This window comes from Actinocorallia sp. A-T 12471 (assembly GCF_033875155.1).
GTDB lineage: Bacteria > Actinomycetota > Actinomycetes > Streptosporangiales > Streptosporangiaceae > Actinocorallia.
Window position 1 is genome coordinate 75,485 of sequence record NZ_JAWZTE010000013.1, and the last position, 25,082, is coordinate 100,566.

The following is a 25,082-nucleotide window of genomic DNA, read 5'->3' on the forward strand; positions in this document are numbered from 1 at the left end:
CTCAGGTCGGGGCCGGACCGGCGTACTTGGCCCGCGCGGCTTCGCGCCGGTCGGGCAGGTACTGGGTCGGCCAGTCGGTCGGGGAAGGCTCGTAGTCGGCGAGGATCCGCCGGGCCATCGAGCTCTGGTGCACCTCGGTGGGCCCGTCCATGATGCCCATCAACGGGGCCTGCTGCCAGAGCCTGGCCAGCGGGGTGTCGGTCGACACACCGAGCGCGCCGTGCAGGTGCATCGCCTTGTAGACGACGTCGTGGAAGACGCGCGCGGCCGCGACCTTGCACGCGGCGATCTGGGTGCGCGCCTCCTTGGTGGAGGACTGGTCGATGAGCCACGCGGTGTGCAGGATCATCAGCCTGAACTGCTGGATCTGGATGTAGGAGTCGGCGATCGAGGACTGCACGAGCTGCTTGGAGGCGAGCGGACGGCCCCCGTAGACCTCGCGGGAGAGGGCGCGCTCGCACATCATGTCGAACGCCAGCTTGACGGCGGCGACGGTGCGCATCGCGTGGTGGATGCGGCCGCCGCCGAGCCTGGCCTGGGAGACGGCGAACGCGCCGCCGCGCTCGCCGAGCAGCGCGTCCGCGCCGACCCTGACGTCGTCGTACCGGATGTGCGCGTGGTGGCCCTGCCCGGACCGCTCGCCCATGGTCGCGACGTTGCGCAGGATCTCGATGCCGGGGGTGTCGGTCGGCACGAGGAACATCGACATGCGGCGGCGCGGGTCGGCGTCGGGGTCGGTGACGGCCATGACGATGAGGAAGTCGGCGATGTCGGCGTTGGACGTGAAGTACTTCTCGCCGCGGATGACCCAGCCGTCGCCGTCGGGGAACGCCGCGCACCGGAACGTGCGCGGGTCGGCCCCGCCGGTCTGTTCCGTCATGCTGAACGCGCTGAAGCAGCGGCCGTCAAGCAGTGGGGTGAGGTAGCGCTCTTTCTGCTCGTCGGTGCCGAACATCGCGATGATCTCGGCGTTGCCGGTGTCGGGGGCCTGGCAGCCGAAGACGAAGGAGGCGAGGTGGGAGCGGCCGATCAGCTCGTTCATCAGCGCGAGCTTGAGCTGGCCGTAGCCCTGGCCGCCGAGTTCCGGCCCGAGGTGGCAGGCCCACAGGCCCTGTTCCTTCACCCGGTCCTTGAGCGGCTCGATGATCGGGCGCAGATCGCCCTTGAGGCCCTGGTGGACCTTGCCGCCCCAGACGAGTTCGAGCGGTTCGACCTCGTCGCGGATGAACGCGTCCATCCAGTCGAGCTTCTTCTGGAACTCCGGGTCGGTCGAGAAGTCCCACATGGGCGCCTCCTAGGGGGTTCGCTGGGCGCCGCGAACGTATAATACGTCTGCATTAAGGGTCAATGCGAACGCATGGAAGTCGGACGCATGGAAACCCGACGTACGGAAGTCCGACGCAGGGGAGGGCCGGTGGAGGGCACGAGGGAGCGGCTCATCACCGCGGCCGAGGAGCTGTTCGCGCAGCAGGGCGTCGACGCGGTCAGCCTGCGCGAGATCGTCCGCAGCTCCGGCGCGCGCAACGCGACGGCGCTGCACTACCACTTCGGCGACCGCGACGGCCTGGTCCGCGCGGTCCTCGCCAAGCACAGCCCCGGCGTCGAGGCGCGGCGGAACATCCTGCTCGACGCTTACGAGGCGGCCGGGACGCCGGACGTGCGCGCGCTTGCCGGGGCGCTGGTACGGCCGCTCGCGGCGAAGCTCGCCGACGCCGACGGCGGCCCGTCCTACCTGCGGCTGCTCGCCGACCTCGCCAACCGGCCGCGCCCCTGGATCGACCCGGCCGCGATGGAGGACCCGGCGAACAGCCTCTTCCGCTGGCGCGCCCTGCTCACGCCGCTGCTCGACGAGACCTCGCTCCAGCTGCACCGCAGGTTCGTCGCCTACCGGTTCACCATCACCGAGCTGGCACGGCGCGCGCAGAACGGGCCGCGCGCCGACGAGCGGCTGTTCACCAGCCACACCGTCGACCTCGTCGCGGCGCTGCTGACGGCGTCGCCGTCGGCGGAGACCGCGCGGCTCACCGCCGAGCGGCCCAGATCCTGACCCGTTCCGGCGTGCCGTGATCACGGTGGTTGCCCGGATCGTCGCACTGGGTGATCATCGGACGATGAAGATCACACTCTCCGTCCGCGGCGCGATCGGCATCGCGGCCGCGGGCGCGCTCGCCGCGGCGGTCGGCGGGATCGCCGCGGGCGCCGGCGCGGCCCCGGGGGCGGCGCCGTACGCGCCGGTCGATCCGCTGGCCGGCGCCCAGGGCTTCAACGTCGTCGTGGCCGGTGACGCCCGGGTCACCAGCAACGAGAACGAGGGGACCCTCGCCGTCGGCGGGAACCTCACGATCGGTGGCAGCTATCGCGTCGGCAACACCGGGGCCGGCGGGTTCACCTTCCCCGGCGACGCCCAGCCGACCGCCCTCGTCGTCGGCGGCCAGGTCGACTTCGCCGGAAGCGACCCGGGCGGGGTCGTGCAGGTCCTGTCGAACAGGTACGTCAAGGTCGGCGACCTGTCGAACGCGACGGTCCTCATCACCGACGAGAACAACGCGTCGGTCGACACCCAGGTCGTCGCGTCCGGCGAGGAGTACAACAGCACGCCGCGCGTCGAGCTGACGGTGCAGCAGCCGGTCGCGTCGGTCGGCGCGCCGACCGGCCTCGACTTCGCCGCGCTGTTCGACCAGTTCCGCAGCACGTCGGACGAGCTCGCCGAGTGCGAGAACAACGTCATCTTGCGCGACGGGAACGGGACCCCGCTCCCGGACCAGGACTCCGTCCCCGCGGGCAGCGACATCAGGATCGAGCTGACCCCCGGCGTCACCAACGTCCTCAACATCACCGCGGAGAACCTGGCGAACATCGCCGACCTCACCTACGACCCGCTCCCGTCGGCCGACACCCCGCTGCTGGTCAACGTGGACACCGGCGGCGTCGGCGACGAGTTCACCTGGCCTGTCGCGACCGACGACCTGTCCGGCCTCCAGGCCCCCTACATCCTGTGGAACCTGCCGACGGCGACGCTCATCACGATGCCCGAGGGCGGCGGCGACTCCCTCGAAGGCACCCTGTACGCGCCGAACGCGCACCTGGTCGACCTCAACTCCTCCAACATCGAGGGCGACATCGTCGTCGGGGAGCTGACGCACGGGTCGGAGACCGCCAACGGCGGCGAGTTCCACCACTTCCCGTTCGCGGCGACCCTCGACTGCGCGGCGACCCCGACGCCCACGCCCACGCCGACCACCCCGACGCCGACCCCGACGGTCTCGCCGACCCCGCCCCCGCGCGGCGGCCTGACCGTCGACAAGCAGGCCGACCGCAGGCACACCGACGTCGGCGGCCGCATCACCTTCACCATCACCGCGACCAACGCCACCGGCGCCGACGTAGAGACGACGCTCACCGACGACCTCACCGACGTGCTCGAGCACGCCGAGCTCATCGGGACGCCGACCGCCTCCACGGGCACGATCGACTATGCGGCACCGACGCTGACCTGGACGGGCGTGCTCGGACCCGGCGAGTCCGTCACGATCACCTACCGGGTCCGCACGACGAGCGCGGGCGAGATCCGCAACACCGTCACCTGGCCGGGCGGCAGCGACTGCCTCGAGGTGTGGGTGTGGAACCGCGACCACTCGCGGCCGCAGCCGGACCGGCCGCACTGGCACCACCCGCACGGCAAGCCGCACGACCAGGGCAGGCCCTGCCCCTGGAACGGCCCGAAGCACGGCGGGCACTGGCACAAGAACCACAAGCCGCACAAGAAGCCGCGCCACTGGCACATGTCGCACCCGCGTCAGTGACCTGAGCGAGGGGCCGCGCGTCACGCCCGGGCGCGCGGCTCAGGCCAGCAGCGCGAGCAGCACGGCGAGGCAGGGCAGCCCGGCGAGCAGCTCCGACAGCCGCACCGCGTTCCCGACGCCGCGCGGCGCGGGCGGACGGCACACCGCCCCGGCCCGCGCGTGCGGGGCGGGATAGACCTCGCTGCGTTCCACCCGGACGGTCATCCCCGGCTCCTTCCGCGGGTCGGGGGGCGTCCCGCCGCCACTCCTCGCCCTCGATGATCGGCCAGGGGAGTCCTGGTCGGCCAGGGAGCACGGGATCCCGTCGGGTCCCTTCCCGCAAGGGACATCGGGGCGGCGGCTGTCCCAGGCGGGAAGGGACACCGCTCCCGCGAGCGCGGGCCGGTTGAGCTGGCACGCTGGGGGCGTGTCCCCTGAGAGGCTGTCCGCGCCGAGCGCGGCGGACCGGGCGCTGCGCGGTGTCGCGGTGCTCGCCGCCGGCGCTTCGCTGGCGGGCGGCGCGGCGACGGTCTGGCTCGCCGAGACGGTGCCGCCGGGTCCCGTCCCGTGGGCGCTCGACTGGCCCTACTGGAGCTCGGTCGTGTCCGGGCTCGTCCTGGCCCTGCCCGGGACGCTCCTGGCGCTGCGGGTGCCCCGGCTGTGGCTCGGCTGGCTGCTGGTGCTCGCGGGCGGCAGCTCGGTCCTGGCGGCGCTCGGCTCGGAGTACGCCTCGTACTCGCTGGTCGCCGAGGGCGGTGAGCTGCCGCTGACGGGGCTCGCGGTGTTCGTCGGCGGCAGGTTCGGCCCGATCATCCACATCACGGTCCCCGCGCTGCTCGTGCTCTACCCCACCGGACGGCTTCCCGAGGGAAGGCAGCGGCTGCTGGGGGTGGCGTCCCTCGCCGGAATGGTCGGCACGGTCGCCACGATCCTGATGCTGCCCTGGGCGGACTACTCCAAGTACGACCCGCCCGGGACTGACCTGGACAGGTTCGACCTCGACCTGCTGACGCCCCCGTTCGTCCCGCAGGTCGTCTGGGACTCCTACGGCTCGCCGGCGTTCCTGGCGATCGCGTCGCTGTCCCTGGTCGGCGGGGTCGCGGTCTTCGCCGGACGGTTCCGCGGCGCGGACGCCGAGCTGCGCGCGCAGCTGCGGTGGATGCTGCTGGCCGGGACCGCGACCGTCGCGGCGATGGTCGGCACGATGCTGCTGCGCGTCGCGCTGCCCTACGCCGACGAGGGCGGGGTCGGGCTCGGCATCGAGGCGTCGTTCATCGTGGAGAACGCGCTGCTGGCGTCGGCGGTGCTGATCGCGGTGACCCGCTACCGCCTGTACGACGTCGACCTGCTGATCAGCTGGACGCTGCTGTACGGGGCGCTGGCGGCGGCGGTGATCGGGATCGACCTCGCGGTGTTCGTCGGCGTCGGCGCGCTGGTGGAGGACAGGGTCGCGGGCGTGCTCGCGGCGGCCGTCGTCGCGGTGCTCTACGCGCCGCTGCGGACCAGGCTCCAGCGCCTGGTGCGGCGGCTGCTGGCCGGGCCCGCCGAACCGTATGACGTGGTGTCGGCGCTGGCCCGACGGCTTGAGGAGTCGCCGGGTCCCGACGAGCTGCTTGAGGAGACGGCCCGGGGCGTCGGCGCGGCGTTCCGCTCGCCGTATGTGCGGGTCGAGCTGGACCGGCCGGACGGCACGACCGTCGTGGTGGAGGAGGGCAGGCCGAGGCCGGGTGCGGTGGTGCTGCCGTTCGCCTACCGCGACGTCCCCATCGGCCGGCTGACGCTCGTGCCGCGTGCCGGCTCGCCGCTGTCGGACGCCGACCAGCGGCTGCTCGCCGACGTGGTGCGCCAGGCCGCCGCCGCGGCGCGCGCGACGGCGCTCACCGAGGAGCTGCAGCGCAGCCGCGAGGAGCTGGTGAAGGGCATCGCCGAGGAGCGGCGCAGGCTGCGCCGCGACCTGCACGACGGGCTCGGCCCGGCGCTGGCGGCAGCGAGCCTGAAGATCCAGGCGGCGCGCAACCTCGCGCGGCGCGACGCCGAGGCCGCCGACCGCACGCTCGGCGAGGTCGGCGGCGACCTCGCGATGGTCCTCACCGACGTGCGGCGGCTCGTGCACGACCTGCGCCCGCCCGCGCTCGACCAGTTCGGGCTCGTCGGCGCGATCGAGCAGCAGGCCGCGCGGTTCACCGGGGGCGCGCTGGCGATCGGCGTGGTGACCGGCGGAGAGCTGACGGAGCTGCCCGCGGCCGTGGAGGTCGCGGTGTTCCGGATCACGGGGGAGGCGCTCAGCAATGTGGCGCGGCATTCGGGCGCGGAGAGGTGCACGGTGAGACTTGAGTCCGAGGAGGGCGCGGTGCGGGTCGAGGTCAGCGACGACGGACGCGGGGTGCCGGAACGCGCGGTGGTCGGGGTCGGTCTCGTGGCGATGCGCGAGCGCGCCGAGGAGCTGGGCGGCAGGTGCGCGATCGCGCCGCGTCCGGGCGGCGGGACCCTGGTGAGCGCGGTCATCCCGGTGGGGGGAGCGGCGTGATGCCCCGGGTGCTGATCGCCGACGACCACCCGGTCTACCGCGACGGCCTGCGCCTGATGCTCACCTCGACCGGTGAGGTCGAGGTCGTCGGGACCGCGCGGGACGGGGCCGAGGCCGTCGCGCTGGCCGCCGAGCTCGCGCCGGACGTCGTGGTGATGGACCTGCAGATGCCGGTGCTCGACGGGATCGAGGCGACCCGCCGCGTCGTGTCCGTCGCGGGCGCGCCGTCGGTGCTGGCGCTGACGATGCACGACGACGACGAAAGCGTGTTCTCCGCGATGCTCGCGGGCGCGCGCGGCTATCTGGTGAAGGGCGCGGACCAGGACGAGATCCTGCGCGCGATCACCGCGGTCGCGCACGGCGAGGTGATCTTCGGCCCGGCGCTCGCCGCGCGGGTCACCCGGTACTTCGCGCTGCTGACGGGCGCGCGGCCGCCGGAGGAGGAGCCGTTCCCGCAGCTCACCGCGCGCGAGCGCGAGGTGCTCGAGCTGATCGCGGCGGGCCTTGCCAATCCGCAGATCGCCGAGCGGCTGTACCTGTCGCCCAAGACGGTGCGCAACAACGTGTCGGCGATCTTCGCCAAGCTCCAGGTCGCCGATCGCGCCCAGGCGATCGTGCGGGCCCGTCAGGCGGGTTTCGGCCGCTGACCGGCTGGCCCGGACTCAACCTTACTGCGTAAAGGCGGCGGGCTGCGGTGCCCGTCCGCGATCTCCCCGTCCCAGGGATCTTGACGGTGAACTTCCTTCATGTTGAGATCCGATTTACAGAGATTTCCTACTGGGATTGTGGGTGACTTACGGTGGTGGTGTCCGGGTTCCGAAGGCTCGTCGCGGGGGCGGCGCTCGCCCTCGCGGCGGGTTTGGTCAGCATCGTGCCGGGGACGGGCGCGGGAGCCGTCCTGCCGACTGCCGCGATAGCCGTCGGGGACAGCTTCATCAGCGGCGAGGGCGCGGGGAACTACCAGAACGTCACCGACGCGGGCGGCGTCTCGCAGGGCTTCCCCGGGTGGTCGGCGGCCAACTCCAACGCCTACTTCTGCCACAGGTCGGCCAACGCCTCGATCCACAAGGCGACGCTGCCCGGCATCCAGAACCGCTACAACCTCGCGTGTTCCGGCGGACGGCCCGCCGACCTCGCCAACCCGTCGATCGCGCGTCCCAAGGGCCGCAACGTCGCCGCGCAGCTCGACCAGATCCGCACTGTCGCCCAGACCGACGACATCGACGTGGTGCTCGTCGGCCTCGGCTCCAACAACAGCTCCTTCACCTTCGGCGACGTGGCGATCCTTTGCGCGAACCGGTTCGTCGCCGACGCCTGGACCGGCTGGTGGGAGTTCTGGGCCTACATCAACGGCCCGGTCCCGCAGGAACCCTGCACCAACGACGACCTCGCCACCCCCGCGCAGATCGCCGCGGCCACCACCGAGACCACCGCCGCCCTGCGCCAGCTCCTCACCACCCTCGCCGAGGTCGACGCCGACGGCCAGCACCGCGTCGTCTTCCAGGACTACACCAACCCGCTGCCGTTCGACGTCGCCAGTGACTACCTCACCGAGGCCGACGCGATCGGCGACAAGCGCGACGACACCCGCGACAAGTTCCGCGCGCTCGGCTCCGAGCGCTACCAGGCGGGCTGTCCGATCCACCGCGCGAGCCTCGCGCCGGGCCACGTGTTCTCCACCCGGCTCGGCGGGCTCGTCCAGAGCGCGTTCACCACGCTCAGCGCGGAATTTCCGTCAGCCGACCTGCGGTACCTGAACGTCCAGCAGGCGTTCGACGGGGCGCGGCTGTGCGAGAAGAACGGCAGCCCGGCCAACGCGCTCGCCTCGCCGATCCGCCTCCAGGACGGGCCGACCGGCACGTTCCTCACCACCCTGTCGGGCTTCGACAAGCTCGACATCCAGCGGATCGCCAGCGCCTGCGTGACCTACTACCAGACCTGCCAGGAGTCCTGGCACCCGAACGCGGCGGGCCACACCGTCCTCGGGCAGTGCCTGACCGGCGCGGTCGCCTCGGCCGCCAGGACCGTCAAGTGCGTCCGCAACCCGACGACGGGCGCGCTCACCTTCTCCTGACCCGTGTGCGGAACCCGGCCGACGCGCGGCCGGGTTCCGGCGTCCTAGGGGTTCTCGGCGGCCGCGCGCTGCCGCCGCCACTTGTCGACGAGGCCGCCCATCTCGGCCTCGAGGAAGACGAAGAAGTCGCGCATCTCCGCCAGGCGGCGGCCCGCCTCGGTGTCCGGGCCCGCCGCGGCGACGCCGTCGTCGGTGAGGCCGGACATCGTGGTGTAGAAGCCGCTGTTCACCGTCACCTGGTACCAGGTGTCCTCGTACAGGCTGTAGGCGTGCTCGCGGGAGCCGGGCAGGGGGTGGCGGCGCAGCATGCCGATGTGCATGAGGTAGCGGACCGCGCCGGAGATCGCGGCGGGGCTCGTGTCGAGGGCGTCGCGCAGCTGGGCGGCGGTCAGCACCGGGGCGTCGGCGGCCATGAACGTCATGAGGACGCGGGCCGCCATCTTCGGGAAGCCCATCTCGGCCCAGGCCAGGGCCATCCGCTCCACGAAGTCGCGGACTGCCGGCTCATCACGTTCGGTCATGCACCGCATTTTATCTGCTTCACAACATTCACAAGTTTGTGAAAGTTGGGTAGTTTGGCGGCATGAGCGACGTCATCGAGGTCAGCGGCCTCGTCAAGGACTTCGGCCCCACCCGGGCCCTGGACGGCCTCGACCTCGCCGTCAGCCGGGGCGAGGTCCACGGATTCCTCGGCCCGAACGGGTCGGGCAAGTCGACGGCACTGCGCGCCCTGCTCGGCCTCCTGCGCACCGACGGCGGCACCGCGCGGCTGCTGGGCGGCGACCCCTGGAAGGACGCGACGCGGCTGCACCGGCGGCTCGCCTACGTCCCCGGCGAGGTCACCCTGTGGCCGCACCTGTCGGGCGGGGAGACGATCGACCTGCTGGCAAGGCTGCGCGGCGGCGTCGACCCGGCAAGGCGCGCGGAACTGCTCGACAGGTTCGAGCTCGACCCGCGCAAGAAGGGCCGCGCCTACTCCAAGGGCAACCGGCAGAAGGTCGCGCTTGTCGCCGCGTTCTCCTCTGACGCCGAACTCCTCATGCTCGACGAGCCGACCTCGGGCCTCGACCCGCTGATGGAGGAGGTCTTCCAGGAGTGCGTCCGCGAGGCGCGCGCGGCCGGGCGGACGATCCTGCTGTCGAGCCACATCCTGTCGGAGGTGGAGCGGCTGTGCGACCGCGTCACCATCATCCGGGCGGGCCGTACCGTCGAGACCGGGACGCTCGCCTCGCTGCGGCACCTCACCCGCACCTCCGTCGAAGCCGACCTCGCCGCCGCCCCGGACGGCCTCGCCGCGCTCCCCGGCGTCCACGGACTCGTCGTGGAGGGGACGCGGCTGCGCTGCCAGGTGGACGCCGACCGGCTCGGCGACCTCCTCGCCGCGCTCGTCCCGCTCGGGGTGAACGCGCTGACGAGCCGGCCGCCGACCCTTGAGGAGCTGTTCCTGCGGCACTACGAGAGCGCGGCGGCGTGAGCGCCCTCGCGGGTACGGGCGCGCTGCTGCGGATGTGGCTGCGCCGCGACCGCGTCATGATCCCCGTGTGGGTCGGCGCGCTCGCCCTCACCGCGGCCGGGACCGCGAGCAGCTTCGCCGCGCTGTACGGGACGCCGGAACAGGTCAGGTCGTTCGCGGCGGGCATCACCGGGAACGCCGCGACCGTCGCGCTGTACGGGCCGGTCGGTTCCGAGACCGTCGGGGGACTGGTCGCCTGGCGTAACGGGGTCGTCGGCGCGGTGCTCGTCGCGGTGATGAGCGTGCTGCTGGTCATCCGGCACACCCGCGCCGAGGAGGAGGAAGGACGCCTTGAGCTGATCGGGGCGACGGCCGTCGGACGGCGTGCGCCGCTGACCTCGGGGGTGCTCGCGGCGCTGGTCGCCAACACGGCCCTTGCCGTCGCGACGTTCGGGGGGCTGCTCGCGACCGGGATGGCCGCGGCGGGCTCGGCGGGGTTCGCGCTGGCCTGGCTCGGGGCGGGGCTGGTGTTCACCGGGGCGGCGGCGGTCGCGGCGCAGCTCAGTGAGAGCGCCCGCACCGCGCGCGGCCTCGCGTTCGCGCTGCTCGGCGGGCTCTACCTGCTGCGCGCGGCCGGGGACACCACGGAGGCGGCGTGGTTGAGCTGGTTGTCGCCGCTGGGGTGGGCGACGCTGCTGCGTCCGTTCGCGGGGGAGCGGTGGTGGGTCGCGGGGCTGTCGGTCGCGCTCGCGGCGGCGCTGCTCGCCGTCGCCTATCTTCTCGCCGACCGCAGGGATGTCGGCGCGGGCGTCCTCCCGCCGCGCCTCGGACCCGCCGAGGGGACGCTCGACGGGTCAGGCGCGCTCGCCTGGCGGCTCCAGCGCGGCTCGTTCCTCGGCTGGCTCGCGGCGTTCGCGGTCTACGGGGCGGCGATCGGCGCGATCGTGCCGAGCGTCACCGACCTCGTCGGCGACAGCGAGGGCACCCGGGAGCTCATCGCCGCGCTCGGCGGCGAGGGCGGCCTGACCGACGCGTTCCTCGCCGCGTCGTTCGGGATGCTGGCGCTGCTCGCGTCGGTCTTCACCGTGCAGAGCGTGCTGCGGCTGCGCGGGGAGGAGACCGGCGGACGGCTCGAGGCGCTGCTGGCGACGGACCTGCCCCGGGTCCGCTGGGCGGCCGGACACGCGGTGATCGCGTTCGCGGGGACGTTCGTGCTGCTCGCGGTGAGCGGACTCGCCTGCGGCGTCGTGTACGCGATCGCGTCGGGGGACCCGGGCCAGGTCGGCAGGCTGACCTTGGCCGGAGCCGTCCAGGCCCCGCCCGCGTGGGTGGTGGGCGGCGCGGCGCTCCTGCTGTTCGGCGCGCTACCCCGGCTCGCCCACGCGGCCTGGGGCGTCTTCGGCCTGTGCCTGCTCCTCTCGCTGATCGGCCCGATCCTCGACCTCCCCACCTGGGCCCTCGACGCCTCCCCATTCACACATGCCCCCACACTGCCGGGCGGCCCGATCGACCCACTCCCGCTCACCGCACTCATACTCCTCACGGCAGCCCTGTCAGCGGCCGGCCTCACCACCTGGCACCGCCGCGACCTCACCCCCTGAGGGCCCCGGGATCAGCTTCGGAAGCCTGGGGTCGTCTCAATCGTGAGGGAGACGCCCCCCGGCCCCCTGGGCTCAGACTCGGGCCCCGGGTCGTCTCAATCGTGAGGGAGACGCCCAGGGGCCCGATCCGTGAGGACCGCAGTCTCTTACGGGCGCGCACTGATCTGCTGAACGGCCCAGCCGTTCCCGTCGGGATCGCTGAAGAACACAAACCCGACATTGTCGAGATCGTCCCCGAGGTCCGACGGCCGCTGCCCGTGCGGCCCAAGGACCATCACCCCACTGGTCTCCACACCGCTGCGCAGCAACTCCGCATGCGCCTCACGAACATCATTGACGACAAGCTGCACCCCCCGCAGCGACCCGGCCGCCATCTCAGTCAACCCCTCAGCGATCACAATGGAACACCCCGACCCAGGCGGCGTCAGCTGCACCATCACCCGCCCATCCGGCAGCACACTCTCATGATCAACCCCCCACCCAAGCCTGTCCCCATAAAACTCCTTCGCCCGAGCCACATCAGACACAGGCACCACAACAACTTCCAGCGTCCAGTTCACCACCCCCACCTATCCGCCCCACCCCCACCAAAACCTTACTACGTAAAGGCCCCCGGCCCGTCGCGGCCAAGAACCGCCCCAAACACACCAACGGACTAAAGACTCACCTATCAGGGTGATTTCCCGAAATGCCAGGCGCTTACTGGCACCGGGCCGTCACCCAGGGCTACTGCCGTCGCGTTAGCGCCAGCCCGGAGCAGCGGACACGGGCAGGCGCGGACGAATGACAGGTGTTCCGTCAGCGTGGAGCTCGTGCTTGCCCAGCATCTCGCCTCGAACTCTACGGCGGCCGCCAGGAAGCGCCACCCGCACCGCCGCAGGCAGGACGAGGCGGGGGTGCTGGGGTGGTGCATTGGTCCTTCGGCGGGGGTGGGCGGGGGCACGGCGGCTGCGAAGGGAACAGTACGGCATGGCGGGGGGTGGTCAGCGGGTGAGGAGGGTGCGGAGGTGGGTGGTGAGTTCGGTGGGGGATTCTTCGGCGATGAAGTGGCCTGCGGTTGTGGTGTGGTGGTGGAGGTCGTCGGTCCAAGGCTGCCAGAGGGCGGGGGCGTCGTAGCCGAGGGCCGCGCCCCAGTCTTGTTGGACGACGGTGACGGGCATGGGGAGGCGGTTGCCGAGGGCGCGGTCGGCGGTGTCGTGGGAGACGTCGACGCCCGCTGAGGCGCGGTAGTCCGCGACGATTGAGGGGATCGCCTCGCGTGAGGCGGTGAGGTAGGCGTCGCGGATGTCGGCGGGGATCGCGGCGGGGTCCTTGATCCACTGGTCGAGGAAGGAGCCGAAGAACGCGTCGGGGTCGGCGGCGATCATCTTCTCGGGCAGGCCGGGCGGCTGGGCCATGAGGTAGAGGTGCCATCCCACGGCCGCCGAGACGCCGTGCATGACGTCCCACATGTCGAGCGTGGGGAGCACGTCGAGGATGGCGAGGTGGGTGACGGCGTTGGGGTGGTCAAGGCCCGCGCGGAAGGCGACGAGCGCGCCGCGGTCGTGTCCGGCGAGGGCGAACCGCCCGTGGCCCAGCGCGCGGGCGAGCGCGACGACGTCGGCGGCCATAGTGCGCTTGGAATAGGTGTCGGGTCCGTTCTCGGCGGGTTTGTCGCTCGCGCCGTAGCCGCGCAGGTCGGGGCAGATGACGGTGTGGTCGGCGGCGAGGTCGGCGGCGACGTGCCGCCACATCAGGTGGGTCTGCGGGAAGCCGTGCAGGAGCACGATCGCCGGCCCCGATCCGCCGACGGCAGCGTGCAGCGCGACGCCGTCGGCGACGGTGACGCGGTGGTGGGCGAAGCCCGGAATAACGGTCGTCATGGGATCTGTCTCCTCTGGTCGGATGGCTCAAGGCTGCCCGCGCCGGATGAGCGTCCGATCAGCGCTACCGTGGTGCCGAAGGGGGAGACGGGGATGGGGGTGTTCATCGGGGTCCTCGGGCCGGTGGCGGCCTGGGACGCGGCGGGCTCGGCGATCGCGCTCAAGGGGCCGCGGCACCGGGAGGTCCTGGCGCGGCTCGTGGCGGCGCGGGGGCGTGTCGTGCCCGTCGAGCTGCTGGCCGCCGACCTGTGGGAGGACCCGCCGGAGGGCGCGATCGGCTCGATCCGGACGTTCGTCGGGGCGCTGCGGCGCGCCCTCGAGCCCGATCGGCCGCCAAGGACGCCGCCGAGCCTGATCGTCACCGTCGGCACCGGGTATGCCCTGCGCGCCGAGGCCGAGGCCGTCGACGCCTGGCGCTTCGAGCGGGCGGTGGAGGCGCGGGGGAGGCCGTCGGCGCTGCTGGCCGGGCTTGACGCGGCGCTCGCGCTCTGGCGCGGGCCCGCCTACTCCGACTTCGCGCGGGCGTCCTGGGCGGAGCCTGAGCGGGCCAGGCTCGCGGAGTTGCGCTCGCGCGCGGTGGAACGGCGCGCGCAGGCGCTGCTCGAGCTCGGCCGCGCCGCCGAGGCGGTGCCCGACCTCGACGCGCACACCCGCGCGCATCCCTGGCGGGAGGAGTCCTGGCGGCTTCTCGCGCTGGCGTTCTACCGGGCGGGACGCCAGGCTGACGCGCTCGCGGTCCTGCGCAGGGCGCGCCGCGCGCTCGCCGAGGAGTTCGGCCTCGACCCGGGGCCCGGGCTGCGCGATCTGGAGACGGACATTCTGCGGCAGGCAGCGCGGCTTGACGCGCCGGGGGACGCGGCGTCGCGGGTGTGGGCGAGCGCGGCCGCCGCGCACGACCGGGCGGCTCCGGGGGCTGGTCCGCGGCTTGAGGCGACGGTGGGGCTCATGCGCGGCCTGGCCGTCACGGGCGCGGATGGGCTTGTGGCGGCGCGGGAGCATCGGGCCGCCGCCGTCGAGGCGGCTGAGGAGCTGGGTGACGCGGAGCTGACGGCGCGGGTGATCGGGGCGTATGACGTTCCGGCGATCTGGACGCGGGCCGACGATCCCGTCCAGGTGGCGGGGGTGGTCGCGGCGGCTGAGCGGGCGCTGGCGGGGTTGCCTGACGACACGGCTCCCGGGGTCAGGGCGCGGTTGTTGGCGACGGTCGGGCTTGAGTCGCGCGGCACGGGCTCGCCGCGTGCTCGGGCTGCGGCGTTGGAGGCCGAGCGGATCGCCCGTGGTCTTGATGATCCCGCGCTGTTGGCGTTCGCCCTGAACGCGCGGTTCATGCAGTCGTTCGAGACGACCGGCCTGTCCGGGCGTCGGGACGGGATCGGTGCGGAGATCGCGGCCCTGGCCGTCCGGCACGGCATGCCGACGTATGAGGTCCTCGGCAGGCTGATCGGACTGCAGTCGGCGGCGGCGGTCGGTGACTTCGCGCGGGCGGATCGCCATGCGGCCCTGCTCGACGGCCTCGCCGAACGCCATGACCGTCCCCTGGTGACGGTTTTCACCACCTGGTACCGCGCGCTTCGCCTCGCGGAGTCTCCCGGGGTCCCCTTCGAGGAGAAGGAGGCCGCCGTGTATGCCGCGTCCGGGCTGCTGGATTCGGCGGGGATGCCGGGGTTGAGCGAGGGGCTGCCCGCGCTCGCCGTCCTCGCCCTGCGTCACGGCCACGCCCCCGAACCGGCCGATCCGGAGGATTTCGGCCCCTACCGTCCGTGGGCGCTTCCGGTGCTGCTGCTGGCCGCGGGACGGCGCGACGAGGCGGCTCTGGCGCTGCGCGAGGCCCCCGACCCGCCGCACGACCTCCTCGCCGAAGCACTGTGGACCCTCCTGGCCAGGGCGGCCCTGGAGCTCGACGACGTCGCCGCGCTCCACCGCGCGCACGCCGCCCTGCGCCCTGCCGCCGGGGAGCTCGCGGGAGCCGCGAGCGGCCTGCTCAGCCTCGGCCCGGTCGCCGTGGTCCTCGCCGACCTCGAGGTGGCCCCGGGCTTCTGACCCGCCGCCGGCAGGACCCAGGGCCAGTGTTCGTGAGGAAGCCTGGCGCTGATCATCCGGTAGGCGAGGAGACGCCGCAACGGGGGCCGCCGTGGTGCGGCGGGGGTGCTGGGGTGGTGCATCCGTGTGAGGGCTGGCGAGTGGGGGAATTGTGGGGTTTCCCGGGGTGGGGGTGTCTGGATCGAGGGCCTGGGGGAATGCTGCGCACATGGGTGACGAGCAGATCCTCGAGCGGATCAAACGGATGATCGCCGAAGAGCACGAGTTGCGGGACTCCGGCGAGCCGGGGCATGCCGCCCGCGTCAAGGCGCTCGAGCAGGAGCTCGACGTCTGCTGGGACCTGCTGCGGCAGCGTCGCGCCGCCCGTGAGTTCGGCGCGAACCCCGGCCAGGCGCACGCGCGTCCCACGGGTGAGGTCGAGGGCTACCAGCAGTGATCGCGGGGGCGGCTACCGGTAGGTGAGCAGGTCGCGGGCGTCGCCGGTGAAGTGCGCGTGGTCGTTCATGGTGAGCAGGTTGACGCCGGTGGAGCCGACGAGCAGCGTGGTGACCGAGGCGTTGACCATCACCCGGTTCACCGCGACGACCCCTTGCGGCGGCAGTCCGAGCAGTGCCCCGCAGATCGCGGCGATGACCCCGCCGGACGTCACGGCGACGCCGTCGCGTCCTTTGCCGAGCCGTTCGCCGAGTTCGGTCACGGCGGCGAGGGCGCCGTCGGAGAAGGCGCGCCATCCGTCGGGGGAGTCCTGTTCGATCCAGGACAGCAGCATCCGATCGAGCGCCTTCTGCGGGTCGGCCCCGCCCGACAGGCCCTCGGCCGCGCCGCCGGAGACGAGGTCGATGAAGTCGTACTCGTTGAGGCGCGCGTCACGTCCGACGGGTTCGGCCGCCCCGACGGCCTCGGCGACCGCGCGTGCGGTGTCGCGCTGCCTCACGAGCGTGCCCGCGACGATGACGGGGTCGCGGGGTTTGCGCGCGGCAAGTGCCCTGCCGACGACGGCCGCCTGTTCGGGTCCGATGGGGGACAGCGCGTCGTAGTCGGCCGCGCCGAACGACGCCTGGGCGTGCCGGACCAGGTGGATGACGGGCATTGCTTGCTGACCCCCGGGGTTGGAGTGGGCGGGCGACGGCTTCGACGTTATCGGTGGCGTCGGGCGCGTCTGGTGGGCGGGGTCAGGCGGTGCCGCGCGGGTAGCCGGCGTCGGCGTCCTTGGCGCGCAGGGCGTCGAGGGGGGCGCGGTCGAGGTCGGCGATGACCAGGGCGGGCGCGGCTCCGGCGGCGGTGAGGCGGCGTCCGTCGGGGGCCCAAGCGCCGCTGCCTCCGCAGGACTCCCAGCCGGGTCCGAGGCCAGCGCCGGGTCCGCCCGCGTAGTTGGCGGCGACGGCGTACATGCGGTGGTCCATGGCGCGGGAGGCGAGGTGGACGTCGAAGCGGCGTTCTTCGGCGCGGTCGTACAGGACGGAGGCGGCGTAGACCTCCGCGCCTTGGCGTGCGGCGTCGGCGGCGTGTGCGGGGACGCCCGCGTCGTAGCAGACGGCGAGGGCGACGCGCCAGCCGTGGACGTCGAGGAGTGGGCCTTGTGGGGCGGGGTCGAACACGTCGCGTTCGGGGCCGTGGAGGTGGCGTTTGCCTTGGGGGAGGAGGGTCCCGTCGGGCTTCGCGGCGAGGGCGGCGATCCACAGGCCGCCTCCGGGGTGCCGGTACGCGCCGCTGACGACCGCGGTGACGCCGGTTTCCCTCGCGGCCTCCCTGACGGGGTCGAGGCGTGCGTCGTCGGCGGTGATGACGAGCGTGGGGTCGGCGAGGAGTGCGAGGTCGTAGCCGATGAGGGACAGTTCGGGGAAGACGGCGAGCGCGGCCCCGGCGTCGGCGGCCTCTTTGACGGTCTGGGCGGCGGCGTGCGCGTTGCCTGTGACGTCGCCGGGGAGCGCGGTGATCTGGGCGAGTCCGACCCGCAACGTTTCCACCTCGGTGTCCCCTTCTCAACCTTACTGCGTAAAGGCGCTGGGCCGGTCAGGCCCGGCGAAAGCCGACAACCATCCTAAGGACTAAAGACTCATTAACCAGATCGGGTGCCGTGGGGGTCCGCTAGCCTCGCGGTGTGGCTGTCGTTACAAGGGTCGTGGACGGCCGTGTGTGCGCCTATGTCCTGCCCCCTGAGGTCCATGGGGTCCTTGAGCCTTCCGTGGTGTTCGAGGCGGTGAAGGGCGATGAGGTCCTTGACCATGCCGTCACCTCTGACCTTGGGCGGCTCGTTTACACGACGGGTGACGCCGTCGTCAGCGTTGTGGAGGGCGCGGAGGCGTGGCGTGTCGCGTTCGAGCCCGGTGCGGACCACGTTTTCCACCATCGGCCCGGCTGTGTGCTGTCGTCGGACGGGCGGGAGGTGTGGGTGTTCCGTCCTGACGCGATGGCGGGCCGTGGCACGGCCGACCACTGGCTCGTCCTTGACGCCTTGACCGGCTCGGTCCGGGCGGTCGCCGAGCTTGGTACGTCCGGGCATGGCGCCGACCAGTTCGTCAGTCCGGTGGACGGGCGGGTGCTGTTGAGCGTCGGCGAGGGGCAGGACGGCTGCCCGACGTTCCTGGGTTCGCTGAGCGGCGACCGTCTCGACCTGTCGCCTTTCCCCTGGTCCGACCGGGTCGTGGTCGCCCTGTCTCCCGACGGGGGTTGTTTCCTCTCGGTGGACCATGCGGGTCAGGACGATGTGGCCGTCCACGCTTATCCGAGCGGGGACGTGCTGTTCCGTCTCACGGTTGCGGACTTCGGGTTGGACCCTGAGGAGTTCTTCGCCGAGTTCGTCGGTGGTTTCCTCACCGCCGAGACGGCCGTCGTCGCCTTCCTCGGTGAGACGGACTCCGGCGAGCACTTCACGTTCCGGCGTGTCTCGCTCCCGGACGGGCTTCCGGGTCCCGAGCTCGTCACCTCTGCCGTTTCGCCGGAGTCCGTGTCCTTTCTGGGTGACTCCACGTACGTGACGTCGTCGTCTTCGGCCCACCCGGTCCGCGTCCGCGTCTGAGGCGTCTTCTACTGGCCCCAGCGGTCCCAGTGGATGACCGTCTCGGGGTCGGGTCGGCTGACGGGCTGGAAGGTGTCACCTGTGTAGTGCGCGACGGGCGTGAGCATGAGCTGTGAGACCGTGTCGTACGGGATTCCGAGCAGTTCGGCGGCGGCTTTCTCCTGCTGGAGGTGGACGGATGTCCAGCAGGTGCCGAGTCCGTGCAGCCGGGCCGCGAGCATGAACGACCACAGTGCGGGCATGGCGCTGGCGTGCATGGACGCGGTGACCCAGCCCGGCATGTTCTCGGCCCGGGTCCCCCCTTGGACGCATCCGATGACGATGGCGGGCATCTGCGGCATCTTGGCCGCGAGTTCCTCGGCGGAGGCGGTCGTCCGCCTCTGCTGAGCCGCTTCTTCGGGATCGTCCTTCTGGATGCTCCCGATATAGACCCCGTCAAGGCTCCGGTAGACCTCGAACCCGGCCTGGTAGATCTCCCCAAGCTGAGCGACGAGTTCGCGGTCGGTGACGATGACGAACCGCACCGACACATTGTTGGAGGCCGCGGGCGCCTGAAGCGCGATGCCCACGCACTCCCGCAGCGTCTCCCGCGAAACCGGCCGCGTGACATCAAGCCTCTTCCGCACGGCCCGCGTCGTCGTCAACAACTCAAGTCCACTAAGCGGAAGGCCACTGCCGTTCTCAACGCCGTTCATGCTCGCTCCGGGGGGTCGATTGAGCGGTCCGCCACGTGCCCGCGGCGCTGTTGATCTTAAACGCCCCCACCCCTCTTCCACACCCGCCAATCCGCATCTTCCCCCCGCCCACACCGCACCACGGCGAGCACTCATTGCCGGATCTGGATCTCGATGCGGTGCCGGATGTAGTCGTCGGGATGCGCCCGCGCGATCGCCGTGGCGGCGTCGACCAGGTGATGCAGCTCCTCCGGATACGCGGACCGCGAGAGGGCAAGCCCGGGCAGGATGCAGCGCCGAACGTCGAGGTGTTCGTTGTGCACGAACTCTTCGAGCGCTGCTCGCGCGTATTCGCGGTTGAGCACCGACCGGTCGTCGGGCTCGGGGTCGGCCTGTTCCGCTCTGACCTGGGGAAGCTTGAGGGGCAGGGCCGTCCAGTACCAGGCCCGCACGGCCCCGGCCCGCTCAGCGTCCGAGCCCGTCCGAAGGTAGTCCAGCAGGGCCGCGCGGACGCGCCGCCGTCCGAAGGCGTTCAGGGCGGGTTCGACGAACTGGCGGTTGCGGCTGGGATCCGGGTCATGAACGGCGGCCCGGACGAGCGCGTCAAAGGCGGATTCGGGAAGCACCATCTCCTGCCGAAAAGCCGCGCGCAAAGCACCCCGGGCGCGCTGACCCCACCCCATCCGTCCGTTCGCGTCGCCCGGCACCTCGATGCCGAGCACGTCGACAACGTCCGCCAGACAACCCCGGAACTCCCCCGCACCGTCGCTGCCCCGCCCCGGAAGCACCCTGAACACCAACGGCCGACTCCCGCCTTCCCCGCCAACCCCACCGTGCTCCACGCCAACCACCTCCTTCACCTTGCTCGCCTAACGCACAGGACGTCCTGCCCCGTGCCGCAATGCCGATCCGGGCAGATTACGGACACCATGCCGCAGGTTCTCACAGAGCGAGACTTTGGCGGCGGCCCTCTGGTGGATTGAGGGTTGGAGATCGGCACGGGTACAGGTGAGGTGATTCGGTTGTTCGCTGAACGGGGGATCGCTGTGACGGCCTGGGGGTGTTATCGGAATCAGGTGCGAGTGGTCAGGGTGCTGAGCAACTCGTCGAAATCGCGTACTGCCGCCTGTTTTGCTGCGGAGCCAGTGATCAAACTCCGTATCTCCCGGGACTGGGCCACGATGACGGCGACCTCTGGCGTTCCTGACATCTCGTCGATGACCTGCGTCATGAGCCCGCATGCACCTACGACCTCCCCCTGTCGGAGAAGGGTGAGTGCCTGGTCCAAGCGGATGTGGGCTCGGTCGACGCGGTCGTGGGCCGGATATAGCCGCAAGGCGCGCTGGTGCACTTCATTGGTGCTGCTGATATTGCCTGCTCGAGCAAGAACATTGCCCTGGTAGAAGCGGAACTTGGCTTCGCTGAAACCGAAGACGGCGGGTACGTCCGCCGGGTTGGGAAGTGCTTCGAATACCCGCTCGGCCCGGTTGATCGTCAATACGGCTTCCTTGCGCTGACCGGTGAGAACCAGGGCTCGCGCCTCCACCGCAGGCGCCATCGCGGCCATGGTCGAGCCGTTCGGACCTGCTAGTCGGCGGGCGCCGCGCGCAAGGAGCACGGCTTCCCCGGCGGACCCGTGATAGAGCACTGCCAGAGCTTCCCTGACCTGGAGCCAGGCGCGCAGGGGCTGGTTGCTCGTTTCCTCTGCCGCTCTCTGAGCGGTCCGGAACCAACGCCGCGCATCGCGCAGAAATCCGAGGTCGACGTGGAGGATGCCGAGAAGTCCCGAGAGTTGGGCCGCGACGACGGTGAGGCGATACTGTGTGTCCAGCGATTGACGCTTTTCCAGGGCTTGCCTCACGTCGTCGAGGTCTGCGACGACCTCCGACAGCAGGTGCAGCGCCGGCTTGGTCCGGTAGGCCATGGCATGGTTGTGAGCCTGCTCTTCCCACCACATCACCGAACTCGAGATCGCCGGACGATTTTCGAGGAGATCCATGATCGAACGGCGGGTGTCCTCGACGGAGAAGGCTTGCCTGGAGTTCAATCCCAAGCCGGTGGTGACCATAAGGCCGTGCAGTACGTCTCTTCGTTTCATGGGGTCCTCAATATCGTCTGATGCAGGGCCGTCGGCCGTGTTGCGCCCGCTGGCAGGGGTCTGCTGTGGCCCTGTGTAATCCGCTCCGAAGCCCAGCTTGTCCGGGCGGGTCTGATAGATCTGACAGAGGGCATTGAGGTTCCGTGATGAGGGTTTCTCGCTGCCGGTCTCCCATCGAGAGACGTTGGGGTGGCTGACGCGTGTGGTTCGTGTTTCGTCTGAAGGGGTCGTTGCGCGCATCCGCTCGGCGACCTCCTGCAAGGTCCAGCCTCTGGCCAGGCGATGAGCGCGCAGCAGGCTGACTCCGCACTGGCGGGAGATCTTCTCGATCGTTACATCCAGGGGGTCTCCTGTGACCTGTGCTGCTTCCCGGATCATGCGAGCTGTTTGCCGGATGTTCGACCGCCCCATGGGCTTTCCCTCTCAGCCAACGCTGTCGAGTCGACGATAAGCAGTTCCTTGCCCTGGTCGCCAGAACGCATGAGGGATGTACGCGGCGCACACAATTGGAAGACACGGTTTCTGCGGGCGAACATGTACGTCTCACACACATTGGTGTAAGTCGGGCGGAAGCGCACAGTGGCTCCATCTCGGGTAGAGGGAGGCCACTCATGGGCCGTATCGCATCAGCAAGACAAGTCCTCATGTGCCGAACGTCGCGTTCTGGCTCATGGCCGCTGGCCGACAGTGTCGTGAGCGGAGTTGGTGCTCTGCTGGCGCTGATTACCGACGCGCCTGCCTGGCTGACGCTGCTCACCGTGCTGACGGCGTTCTCGACGGCGGTCCTGGAGTGGCGGCTGCGGTGGGTGCAGCAGCGCGGCAGGGACCGAATCGCCGATCGCGGAGTGATGAGTTGCCGTACTTCCGAGGACGCTGTCAATCTCCTGAACGCTTACGACGGCCGTGTCGATCTTGATGATCGATGACACGGACCTTCAGGTGATCCGCAGCGTTCAGGGCGCCTCGACCAGCGTGTACAGCTCAGAGTTTGTGTGCACCTGGTCGCGGCCTTTACGGCGGATCGCCGCGATCCGCTTGCAGAACATCGCCGCCCGCGGTCTCGGACCCGGGTCCGCGACCGGGGGCGGCGGCGCCGGCAGAAGCTGATTGTGCCTCGGCGCCTCGGGGACTCGGTGGGTTGGGGTGGGGTGTGGGAGGGTGGGGGGGGTGAGGTTGGGGTTGGTTGTGGTGTATACGGAGCGGTTGGGGGAGTGTGTGGAGTTTTATCGGGGGTTGGGGTTGGGGTTGGTGGTGGAGAGGCATGGGAGGGGGCCTGAGCATTTTGCTGTGGAGTTGGGGGGTGGGGTGGTGTGTGAGTGGTATCCGGTGGCGGCGGGGGGTGTGGCGACGGGGGCGGGGTTGCGGTTGGGGTTCGTGGTGGGGGCGGCGGGGTGTGGGTTGCCGGTGGGGCGGCATGTGGTGGTCGATCCGGATGGGCGGAAGGTGGAGGTCGAGGTGGTGGGTTAGGTGAGGGTGGCGAGGGCTTGGGTGAGGGTGTGGGTGTCTTCGTCGGGGAGGGTGCGGGATGCGTGGAGGAGGTGGAGTGTTGTGGTGAGGCGGAGGTCGTCTTCGGGGGTTTGGAGGTCGGTGATGTGGGCGGGGAGGAGGAGGGCGAGGGAGCGGTGGTCGCGGCGGTCGGTGAGGCGGTTGAGGAGTGTGGTGATGTGGGGGTCGCTGGGGCGGGGTGGGAGGGCGCCGGTGGTGCGCAGGCCGTGGGCGATGGCGGCGCGGATCATGTCGGTGTAGGGGCCGGGGGGCAGGTGGTGGGCGTGTTGTGCGGCGTGGGTGTAGTGGGTGCGGGCGTGGTCGGGGGCGTTGAGGTCGGTGTGTGCTTGGGCGATGCACAGGTGGAGTGAGGGGTAGAGGGGGTGGATGCGGGGGTCGGTGGCGCGTTCGGCGTGGGTGAGTGCTGTTTGGTTCCAGTGGAGGGTGTCTTGCGGGGTGGTCTGGTGGCGGGCGAGGTAGTGGGCGGCGACGCAGGCGTCGTAGTCGTCGGTGGCGGTGTTCCAGGCTTGGCGGAAGAGGGCTGCGGCGGCGGCGGGGCGGCCTTCGGCTTCGGCGCGCATGCCTTGGGCGCACAGGATGGTGACGGGGTTGTCGGTGTTCATGGCGGGTCAGGGGGTTTCGAGGGTGGGCATGGCGAGGGTGGTGAAGGTGCCTTGGTCGGCGGAGCGGATGGTGACGGGTTGGTCGGGGGCGGTGAGTTCGAGGAGGGTGTCGGGGCCGAGGCCGGTGTCGAGGGCGGGGAGGAGGACGTGGGGGTTGAAGGCGACGGTGATGGGTGGGCCGGTGCAGGTGGCGGGTTGGGTGTGGGCGGGGGCGTCGGGGTAGGTGACGGTGAGTTGGTGGGGTGTGGTGTGGAGGGTGACGGGGCCGGGGGTGTGGGTGAGGGCGTCGCGGAGGGTGGCGCGGTCGGTGAGGATGCGGTGGCGGGGTTCGGGGAGGTCGAGGATGGTCTGGTAGTCGGGGTAGTCGCCGGGGAGGGTGGGCAGGGGGTGGGTGTGGTCGCCGTGGCGGAGGCGGGTGCCTTCGGTGTCGGTTTCGAGGTCGACGTGGGGGTGGTGCAGGGCCCAGGCGGCGGCGTTGGTGAGGGCGTCGGGGTCGGCGAGGAGGCGGTGGGGGGTGCCGTGGGGTTGGGCGGGGAGGGCGCGGACGGACATGCGGTAGCGGTCGGTGGCGACGAGGCGGATTTCGGCGCGGTCGATGTCGAGGAGGATGCCGGACAGGACGGGGTGGTCGGAGTCGGCGGCGGGGGCGACTTGGCGGAGGGCGCTGGTGAGGGCTGCGCCGTCGAGGCGGACGCGGTGGCCTGGGCTGTAGGTGCGCAGGAGGTCGTCGAGGGCGTCGCGGGTGGCTTGTGCGGCGGCTTCGGTGCGGCGTGCGTGGGTTTGGAGGAGGGTGTGGGCGTGGTCTTGGGGGCCGTCGAGGATGGTTGTGGCGTCGGTGAGGGGGATGTCGGCTTCGCGGAGGCGGCGCAGGGTGTTGGCGCGTTGGGTCTGGTGGGTGCTGTAGTAGCGGTAGCCGGTGTCGGGGTCGACGTGGGCGGGGGTGAGGACGGCGCAGTCGTCGTAGAAGCGCAGGGCGCTGGGGGTGAGGCCGACGGCGCGGGCGAAGGCGCCGATGCTCATGAGTTCGGTGTGCTGCATGGAGGCGATTGTGGGCGTTGGAGCGGCTTGAAGGTCAAGCGTGGAGGGTGGGCAGGAGGGTGGGGAGTGCGGTGAGGGTGGTGATGCGGTGGATGTGGGGTGGGAGTGGGGGTGGTGGGGTGGGGGTGCGGTCGATCCAGATGGCGTGGAGGCCGGCGTTGTGGGCGGCGTGGGCGTCGGTGTGGAGGAGGTCGCCGATGTAGGCGACGTCGTGGGGTGGGAGGTCGAGGGTGGCGCAGGCGTGGTGGAAGGCTTCGGGGGCGGGTTTGGCGTGGCCTATTTCGTGGGAGCAGGCGAGGAATTCGAAGTGGTGGCGGAGGCCGATGGTGGTGAGTTTGCGTTCTTGGAGTGGGGTTGTGGAGTTGGACAGGATGGCGTGGCGTAGGGGGTGGGTGAGGAGGGTGAGGGTGGGGTCGGCGTCGGGGAAGGCGGTCCAGGCTTGTTCGAAGTGGGTGAGGTAGCGGTCGAACCAGGCGTCGGCTTGGGCGTCGGGGGTGGTGGGGCCGAGGTAGGCGCGGACGCGTTCGCGGCGTTGTTCGGTGAAGGTGAGTTCGCCGTTGGTGAAGCGGGTGTAGTGGGTGTGGGTGAGGGTGCGCCAGTGGGTGAGGGCGGCGGTGTCGTGGGGGAGTCCTTCGGCGGCGAGGTGGCGGGTGGCGGCGTCGGTGTCTGCTTGGGCGTAGTCGAAGAGGGTGTCGTCGATGTCCCAGAGGATGGCTTTGACCACGTCTTTCAGCCTACCGATGGGGTGTTTTGGTGGGGTTTGGCGGGTGGTGCGGGGTGCGTTCGGGCGGGTGAGTTTTTGGTTT

24 protein-coding genes are annotated in these 25,082 nt (G+C 71.2%); 11 read left to right on the top strand and 13 right to left on the bottom strand.

Going from position 1 to position 25,082, the window contains the following annotated elements; all coding sequences use genetic code 11:
- Window position 1: 1 nt before the first annotated feature.
- Window positions 2-1,285: an acyl-CoA dehydrogenase family protein gene (locus tag R9X44_RS29200; protein ID WP_319817539.1), complete on the bottom strand. Its 1,284-nt coding sequence runs from the start codon at window positions 1,283-1,285 to the stop codon at window positions 2-4.
- 129 nt (window positions 1,286-1,414) lie between these two features.
- Between R9X44_RS29200 and R9X44_RS29205 the strand changes: the two genes are divergently transcribed.
- Both R9X44_RS29205 and R9X44_RS29210 read left to right on the top strand, forming a co-directional pair.
- Complete coding sequence (locus tag R9X44_RS29205) at window positions 1,415-2,047, top strand: helix-turn-helix domain-containing protein (RefSeq protein WP_319817540.1); 633 nt, start codon at window positions 1,415-1,417, stop codon at window positions 2,045-2,047.
- 64 nt (window positions 2,048-2,111) lie between these two features.
- Window positions 2,112-3,803 carry a collagen-binding domain-containing protein gene (locus R9X44_RS29210; RefSeq protein ID WP_319817541.1) on the top strand — a complete coding sequence of 564 codons (1,692 nt, stop codon included), beginning with the start codon at window positions 2,112-2,114 and terminating at the stop codon, window positions 3,801-3,803.
- Between the two features lie 39 nt (window positions 3,804-3,842).
- Here the strand turns inward: R9X44_RS29210 and R9X44_RS29215 are convergent, their stop codons facing one another.
- Window positions 3,843-4,007, bottom strand: a complete 165-nt coding sequence (locus R9X44_RS29215) for a hypothetical protein (RefSeq protein WP_319817542.1) — start codon at window positions 4,005-4,007, stop codon at window positions 3,843-3,845.
- A 202-nt stretch (window positions 4,008-4,209) separates the two neighbouring features.
- On the opposite strand from R9X44_RS29215, the gene R9X44_RS29220 reads away from it, so the two are divergent.
- The 3 genes from R9X44_RS29220 (at window position 4,210) to R9X44_RS29230 (ending at window position 8,383) form a co-directional block, all read left to right on the top strand.
- On the top strand, window positions 4,210-6,309 hold the full coding sequence (locus R9X44_RS29220) for a sensor histidine kinase (protein WP_319817543.1): 2,100 nt from the start codon (window positions 4,210-4,212) through the stop codon (window positions 6,307-6,309).
- Window positions 6,309-6,956 (top strand): response regulator transcription factor, encoded by a 648-nt coding sequence (locus R9X44_RS29225; protein ID WP_319817544.1) that lies wholly within the window; start codon window positions 6,309-6,311, stop codon window positions 6,954-6,956. Before R9X44_RS29220 ends, R9X44_RS29225 begins: the two co-directional genes overlap by 1 nt.
- 158 nt (window positions 6,957-7,114) lie before the next feature.
- Complete coding sequence (locus R9X44_RS29230; RefSeq protein ID WP_319817545.1) at window positions 7,115-8,383, top strand: hypothetical protein; 1,269 nt, start codon at window positions 7,115-7,117, stop codon at window positions 8,381-8,383.
- 44 nt (window positions 8,384-8,427) lie between these two features.
- On the opposite strand, the gene R9X44_RS29235 is transcribed toward R9X44_RS29230, so the two are convergent.
- Complete coding sequence (locus R9X44_RS29235) at window positions 8,428-8,904, bottom strand: MarR family transcriptional regulator (RefSeq protein ID WP_319817546.1); 477 nt, start codon at window positions 8,902-8,904, stop codon at window positions 8,428-8,430.
- Window positions 8,905-8,966: 62 nt separating this feature from the next.
- Here R9X44_RS29235 and R9X44_RS29240 point away from each other — a divergent pair, with 62 nt between their 5' ends.
- Together R9X44_RS29240 and R9X44_RS29245 are read left to right on the top strand one after the other, a co-directional pair.
- Window positions 8,967-9,857: an ABC transporter ATP-binding protein gene (locus R9X44_RS29240; protein WP_319817547.1), complete on the top strand. Its 891-nt coding sequence runs from the start codon at window positions 8,967-8,969 to the stop codon at window positions 9,855-9,857.
- Entirely contained in the window at window positions 9,854-11,437 is a 1,584-nt protein-coding gene (locus R9X44_RS29245; protein WP_319817548.1) for an ABC transporter permease, read from the top strand. Before R9X44_RS29240 ends, R9X44_RS29245 begins: the two co-directional genes overlap by 4 nt.
- 146 nt (window positions 11,438-11,583) lie before the next feature.
- On the opposite strand, the gene R9X44_RS29250 is transcribed toward R9X44_RS29245, so the two are convergent.
- Both R9X44_RS29250 and R9X44_RS29255 read right to left on the bottom strand, forming a co-directional pair.
- Entirely contained in the window at window positions 11,584-11,997 is a 414-nt protein-coding gene (locus R9X44_RS29250; protein ID WP_319817549.1) for a VOC family protein, read from the bottom strand.
- A 423-nt stretch (window positions 11,998-12,420) separates the two neighbouring features.
- Entirely contained in the window at window positions 12,421-13,299 is an 879-nt protein-coding gene (locus tag R9X44_RS29255; protein WP_319817550.1) for an alpha/beta hydrolase, read from the bottom strand.
- Window positions 13,300-13,392: 93 nt separating this feature from the next.
- Between R9X44_RS29255 and R9X44_RS29260 the strand changes: the two genes are divergently transcribed.
- Together R9X44_RS29260 and R9X44_RS29265 are read left to right on the top strand one after the other, a co-directional pair.
- Window positions 13,393-15,339, top strand: coding sequence for a BTAD domain-containing putative transcriptional regulator (locus tag R9X44_RS29260; RefSeq protein ID WP_319817551.1), 1,947 nt, complete (start codon window positions 13,393-13,395; stop codon window positions 15,337-15,339).
- A gap of 208 nt (window positions 15,340-15,547) precedes the next feature.
- A complete protein-coding gene (locus tag R9X44_RS29265) occupies window positions 15,548-15,775 on the top strand; it encodes a DUF2630 family protein (protein WP_319817552.1) in 228 nt (75 codons plus the stop codon).
- Between the two features lie 12 nt (window positions 15,776-15,787).
- On the opposite strand, the gene R9X44_RS29270 is transcribed toward R9X44_RS29265, so the two are convergent.
- Both R9X44_RS29270 and R9X44_RS29275 read right to left on the bottom strand, forming a co-directional pair.
- A complete protein-coding gene (locus tag R9X44_RS29270; protein ID WP_319817553.1) occupies window positions 15,788-16,429 on the bottom strand; it encodes a histidine phosphatase family protein in 642 nt (213 codons plus the stop codon).
- Window positions 16,430-16,511: 82 nt separating this feature from the next.
- On the bottom strand, window positions 16,512-17,306 hold the full coding sequence (locus R9X44_RS29275) for a carbon-nitrogen hydrolase family protein (protein WP_319817554.1): 795 nt from the start codon (window positions 17,304-17,306) through the stop codon (window positions 16,512-16,514).
- Window positions 17,307-17,440: 134 nt separating this feature from the next.
- Between R9X44_RS29275 and R9X44_RS29280 the strand changes: the two genes are divergently transcribed.
- A complete protein-coding gene (locus tag R9X44_RS29280) occupies window positions 17,441-18,358 on the top strand; it encodes a hypothetical protein (RefSeq protein WP_319817555.1) in 918 nt (305 codons plus the stop codon).
- A gap of 8 nt (window positions 18,359-18,366) precedes the next feature.
- Here R9X44_RS29280 and R9X44_RS29285 read toward each other — a convergent pair whose 3' ends face one another.
- From R9X44_RS29285 to R9X44_RS29295, 3 genes are all read right to left on the bottom strand, one after another.
- Window positions 18,367-19,188, bottom strand: coding sequence for a nitroreductase family protein (locus R9X44_RS29285; protein ID WP_319817556.1), 822 nt, complete (start codon window positions 19,186-19,188; stop codon window positions 18,367-18,369).
- A complete protein-coding gene (locus R9X44_RS29290; RefSeq protein WP_319817557.1) occupies window positions 19,185-19,754 on the bottom strand; it encodes a hypothetical protein in 570 nt (189 codons plus the stop codon). The genes R9X44_RS29285 and R9X44_RS29290 overlap by 4 nt, the downstream gene beginning before the upstream one ends.
- Before the next feature lie 350 nt (window positions 19,755-20,104).
- Window positions 20,105-21,508: a helix-turn-helix transcriptional regulator gene (locus tag R9X44_RS29295; protein ID WP_319817558.1), complete on the bottom strand. Its 1,404-nt coding sequence runs from the start codon at window positions 21,506-21,508 to the stop codon at window positions 20,105-20,107.
- A gap of 314 nt (window positions 21,509-21,822) precedes the next feature.
- On the opposite strand from R9X44_RS29295, the gene R9X44_RS29300 reads away from it, so the two are divergent.
- Complete coding sequence (locus R9X44_RS29300) at window positions 21,823-22,056, top strand: hypothetical protein (protein WP_319817559.1); 234 nt, start codon at window positions 21,823-21,825, stop codon at window positions 22,054-22,056.
- Window positions 22,057-22,593: 537 nt separating this feature from the next.
- Here R9X44_RS29300 and R9X44_RS29305 read toward each other — a convergent pair.
- Genes R9X44_RS29305 through R9X44_RS29315 form a run of 3 tightly spaced genes read right to left on the bottom strand, consistent with a single transcriptional unit; the run spans window position 22,594 to window position 25,000 of the window.
- Window positions 22,594-23,238 carry a hypothetical protein gene (locus tag R9X44_RS29305; protein WP_319817560.1) on the bottom strand — a complete coding sequence of 215 codons (645 nt, stop codon included), beginning with the start codon at window positions 23,236-23,238 and terminating at the stop codon, window positions 22,594-22,596.
- A 6-nt stretch (window positions 23,239-23,244) separates the two neighbouring features.
- Window positions 23,245-24,276: a MerR family transcriptional regulator gene (locus R9X44_RS29310; RefSeq protein ID WP_319817561.1), complete on the bottom strand. Its 1,032-nt coding sequence runs from the start codon at window positions 24,274-24,276 to the stop codon at window positions 23,245-23,247.
- Between the two features lie 34 nt (window positions 24,277-24,310).
- Window positions 24,311-25,000 (bottom strand): HAD family hydrolase, encoded by a 690-nt coding sequence (locus tag R9X44_RS29315; RefSeq protein ID WP_319817562.1) that lies wholly within the window; start codon window positions 24,998-25,000, stop codon window positions 24,311-24,313.
- Window positions 25,001-25,082 lie beyond the last annotated feature (82 nt).

What these genes read in the sequence shown, in the direction of transcription:
- R9X44_RS29295 (WP_319817558.1), bottom strand. Translation starts at nt 21,508, where the DNA reads ATGATCCGGGAAGCAGCACAGGTCACAGGAGACCCCCTGGATGTAACG.
- R9X44_RS29200 (WP_319817539.1), bottom strand. Translation starts at nt 1,285, where the DNA reads ATGTGGGACTTCTCGACCGACCCGGAGTTCCAGAAGAAGCTCGACTGG.
- R9X44_RS29260 (WP_319817551.1), top strand. Translation starts at nt 13,393, where the DNA reads ATGGGGGTGTTCATCGGGGTCCTCGGGCCGGTGGCGGCCTGGGACGCG.
- R9X44_RS29225 (WP_319817544.1), top strand. Translation starts at nt 6,309, where the DNA reads ATGCCCCGGGTGCTGATCGCCGACGACCACCCGGTCTACCGCGACGGC.
- R9X44_RS29270 (WP_319817553.1), bottom strand. Translation starts at nt 16,429, where the DNA reads ATGCCCGTCATCCACCTGGTCCGGCACGCCCAGGCGTCGTTCGGCGCG.
- R9X44_RS29215 (WP_319817542.1), bottom strand. Translation starts at nt 4,007, where the DNA reads ATGACCGTCCGGGTGGAACGCAGCGAGGTCTATCCCGCCCCGCACGCG.
- R9X44_RS29265 (WP_319817552.1), top strand. Translation starts at nt 15,548, where the DNA reads ATGGGTGACGAGCAGATCCTCGAGCGGATCAAACGGATGATCGCCGAA.
- R9X44_RS29240 (WP_319817547.1), top strand. Translation starts at nt 8,967, where the DNA reads ATGAGCGACGTCATCGAGGTCAGCGGCCTCGTCAAGGACTTCGGCCCC.
- R9X44_RS29310 (WP_319817561.1), bottom strand. Translation starts at nt 24,276, where the DNA reads ATGCAGCACACCGAACTCATGAGCATCGGCGCCTTCGCCCGCGCCGTC.
- R9X44_RS29305 (WP_319817560.1), bottom strand. Translation starts at nt 23,238, where the DNA reads ATGAACACCGACAACCCCGTCACCATCCTGTGCGCCCAAGGCATGCGC.
- R9X44_RS29285 (WP_319817556.1), bottom strand. Translation starts at nt 19,188, where the DNA reads ATGAGTGCTCGCCGTGGTGCGGTGTGGGCGGGGGGAAGATGCGGATTG.
- R9X44_RS29255 (WP_319817550.1), bottom strand. Translation starts at nt 13,299, where the DNA reads ATGACGACCGTTATTCCGGGCTTCGCCCACCACCGCGTCACCGTCGCC.
- R9X44_RS29210 (WP_319817541.1), top strand. Translation starts at nt 2,112, where the DNA reads ATGAAGATCACACTCTCCGTCCGCGGCGCGATCGGCATCGCGGCCGCG.
- R9X44_RS29235 (WP_319817546.1), bottom strand. Translation starts at nt 8,904, where the DNA reads ATGACCGAACGTGATGAGCCGGCAGTCCGCGACTTCGTGGAGCGGATG.